The following is a 2,981-nucleotide window of genomic DNA, read 5'->3' on the forward strand; positions in this document are numbered from 1 at the left end:
GTTCCTCGGCGGGCGGCCCCGCCTCGGGATGGTGCGCGGCGGCGCCCTGCGCCGGCACGACCGCCAGCACGTCGGTCTCGGCGTCGGGCTCCGCTTCGGTACTGACGTCGGTCTGGGTGAGCGTCTGGGTCTGCACGGGGGCGACCTCCAGGATGATCGCTGCCAGGGGGTACGACAGCGGTACTTCGGGGGCGGAGTGGACGGCCTCGCCGCTGTCCGTCCCGTACGCGATGAGCGTCGGCGTGGGTGGGGGCTCCCTGGGGGACGGATCGGCCGCGCTCCGAGTACTCAGGCACCGCAACCCAGTGTGGGGTACGACACATCGCCGCCACGAGGGGCGTGCGGTGACTTTTTGAGTCCGGGACGTGACCGGCCGGTGACCGAACCGCTCCGACCTGTGAGAATCGCCCGGTGCGCGAAACTCTGTACGAAATCCATCTCACCGTCGACCGCCCGGATCTGGGACGCCTGCGCACCTGGGCCTCCGCCGCAGGCCTGAAACTCCCGGTCAATTCGCGGGCGCTGAGGAGGAGTTCGTGCGGCGGCTGCTGCGGGCGGTGGCGCCGACGTTCTCAGAGCGCGGCGACGCCGTGGCCCTGTAGCGCCCGGTCGTACTCCTGGAGGACCCACAACTCGTTCTGGACGCCCGCCAGTTGGGCGGGGTCGCCGATCGCCGAGAGGCGGGTCAGCTGGGACTGGATGTCGGCGACCCGGCGTTCGACGGCCCGGCGCCGGACGCGGATGAGGACCTCACCGGCGTACACCTCGTCGACGTTCCTGCGCATGATCGTCTCGACGGCCAGCTCGGTCACCATCGCGCGGACCGTGTCGTCCGGGGCGACCTCGCGCACGCACATCAGGTAGTCCTGGGCGTCCTCGATGCCGTACTCGGCACCGCCCGCGTCCAGGATGGCCTGGCGGACGGCGGCGTAGGGGGCGCAGGTGAACTCGTCCACCCCGTAGGCGTCGAACGCCGGGGAGACCAACTCGGGGCGCTGGAGGGCGAGTTTGAGCAGCTCGCGTTCCGTGGCGTAGACGGGGTTGCGGAGTTGGAGGGCGGGGCCCTTCACCGCGGGGCGCGGGCTCTCGTCGTACGACTGGTGCTGCCGGCCCGAGGGGGTCGGGCCGTCGCCCTTGCCCCGGGCCCAGCGGGCGAGTTGGGCGACGCGCTTGACGACGAACTGGGTGTCGAGGATGCCGAGGAGCCCGGCGAGCTGGACGGCAACCTCGTGCTGGGCGCCGCTGTTCTTGATGCGGGCGACGACGGGTGCCGCCTCGTCGAGGGCGCCGGCGCGGCCGGCCGGGGTGTCGAGGTCGTAGCGGGCGACGATCTGGCGCAGCGCGAACTCGAAGAGGGGCGTGCGGGGTTCGACGAGGTCGGCGACCGCGTGATCGCCCTTCGCGAGACGCAACTCGCAGGGGTCCATGCCGTCGGGGGCGACGGCGATGTACGTCTCGGCGGCGAACTTCTGGTCGTCCTCGAAGGCGCGCAGGGCGGCCTTCTGGCCCGCGGCGTCGCCGTCGAAGGTGAAGATGACGCGGGCGCTTCCGTTGTCCATGAGGAGGCGGCGCAGGATCTTGATGTGGTCGCCGCCGAAGGCCGTCCCGCAGGTCGCGATGGCGGTCGGCACGCCCGCGAGGTGGCAGGCCATGACGTCGGTGTAGCCCTCGACGACGACCGCGCGGCTGGACTTGGCGATCGACTGCTTGGCGAGGTCGATGCCGTACAAAACCTGCGACTTCTTGTAGATCGGGGTGTCGGGGGTGTTGAGGTACTTGGGGCCGGTGTCGGCCTCGTACAGCTTGCGGGCGCCGAAGCCGACGACGTCACCGCCGATGTCGCGGATGGGCCACATCAGGCGGCCCCGGAAGCGGTCGATGGGGCCCCGGCGGCCCTCCTGGGAGAGGCCGGAGAGGGTGAGTTCGCGGTCGCTGAAGCCCTTGCCGCGCAGGAAGCGCGTGAGGTGGTCCCAGCCCTGGGGGCTGTAGCCGACGCCGAAGTGGACGGCGGCGGCCTGGTCGAAGCCGCGCTCGGCGAGGAACATCCGGCCCGTGTCGGCCTCGGGGCTGGTGGCGAGCTGCTCGGCGTACCACTCGGCGGCGACCTTGTGGGCCTCGACCAGGCGGATGCGCTCACCGCGCTGGTGGGAGGGGTTGTAGCCGCCCTCCTCGTACCTGAGGGTGATGCCCGCGCGCGCGGCGAGGCGCTCGACCGACTCGGAGAACGTGAGGTGGTCGACCTTCATCACGAACGTGATGGTGTCGCCGCCCTCCTGGCAGCCGAAGCAGTGGAAGAGGCCCTTGCTGGGGCTGACCTGGAACGACGGGGACTTCTCGTCGTGGAAGGGGCACAGGCCCTTGAGGTTGCCGCCGCCCGCGCTGCGCAGTTGGAGGTACTCGGAGACCACGGCGTCGATCGGGACCGCGTCCCGTACCGCCTTCACGTCCTCGTCGTTGATCCGTCCTGCCACGCAGGAATTCTACGGGGGCCGACCGACACTCCGACGCCGGTCGGCCCCCGCCCCCGCTCAGGTGCCGAGCGTGTCCAGGCCGACGCTCGGGTCCGCGAGGGCGTCCGGGTCCACCTGGGCGCCGCTCCTGATCAGCCGCTGGATGTGCTCTGTGACATCCCACACATTCACGTTCATCCCGGCCAGGACCCTCCCCTCGGCCAGCCAGAACGCGATGAACTCCCGCTTCCCGGCGTCCCCGCGGATCACCACCTGGTCGTACGAGCCGGGCGGCGCCCAGCCGCTGTACTCCATCCCCAGGTCGTACTGGTCGGAGAAGAAGTAGGGCACCCGGTCGTACGTGACGTCCTTGCCGAGCATCGCGCGCGCGGCGGCCGGGCCGCCGTTGAGGGCGTTGGACCAGTGCTCCACGCGCAGGCGCGCGCCGATCAGCGCGTGGTCGACGGCCGCGACGTCACCGGCGGCGAAGATGTCGGGGTCGGACGTGCGCAGGCTCGCGTCGACCGCGAC

The 2,981-nt window shown here is 71.3% G+C and carries 2 protein-coding genes and 1 pseudogene; all 3 read right to left on the reverse strand.

The window, feature by feature from the left end:
* A pseudogene (locus ACVNF4_RS34415) lies at positions 1-301 on the reverse strand (RNA polymerase sigma factor); the annotation flags it as partial.
* 271 nt (positions 302-572) lie between these two features.
* Positions 573-2,471 carry a DNA primase gene (gene dnaG / locus ACVNF4_RS34420; RefSeq protein WP_461806795.1) on the reverse strand — a complete coding sequence of 633 codons (1,899 nt, stop codon included), beginning with the start codon at positions 2,469-2,471 and terminating at the stop codon, positions 573-575.
* A gap of 57 nt (positions 2,472-2,528) precedes the next feature.
* Positions 2,529-2,981: oxidoreductase C-terminal domain-containing protein (locus ACVNF4_RS34425; protein WP_461806796.1), on the reverse strand; the 453-nt coding region annotated here is incomplete at its 5' end.

The sequence above is a fragment of the Streptomyces sp. S6 genome (assembly GCF_054880855.1).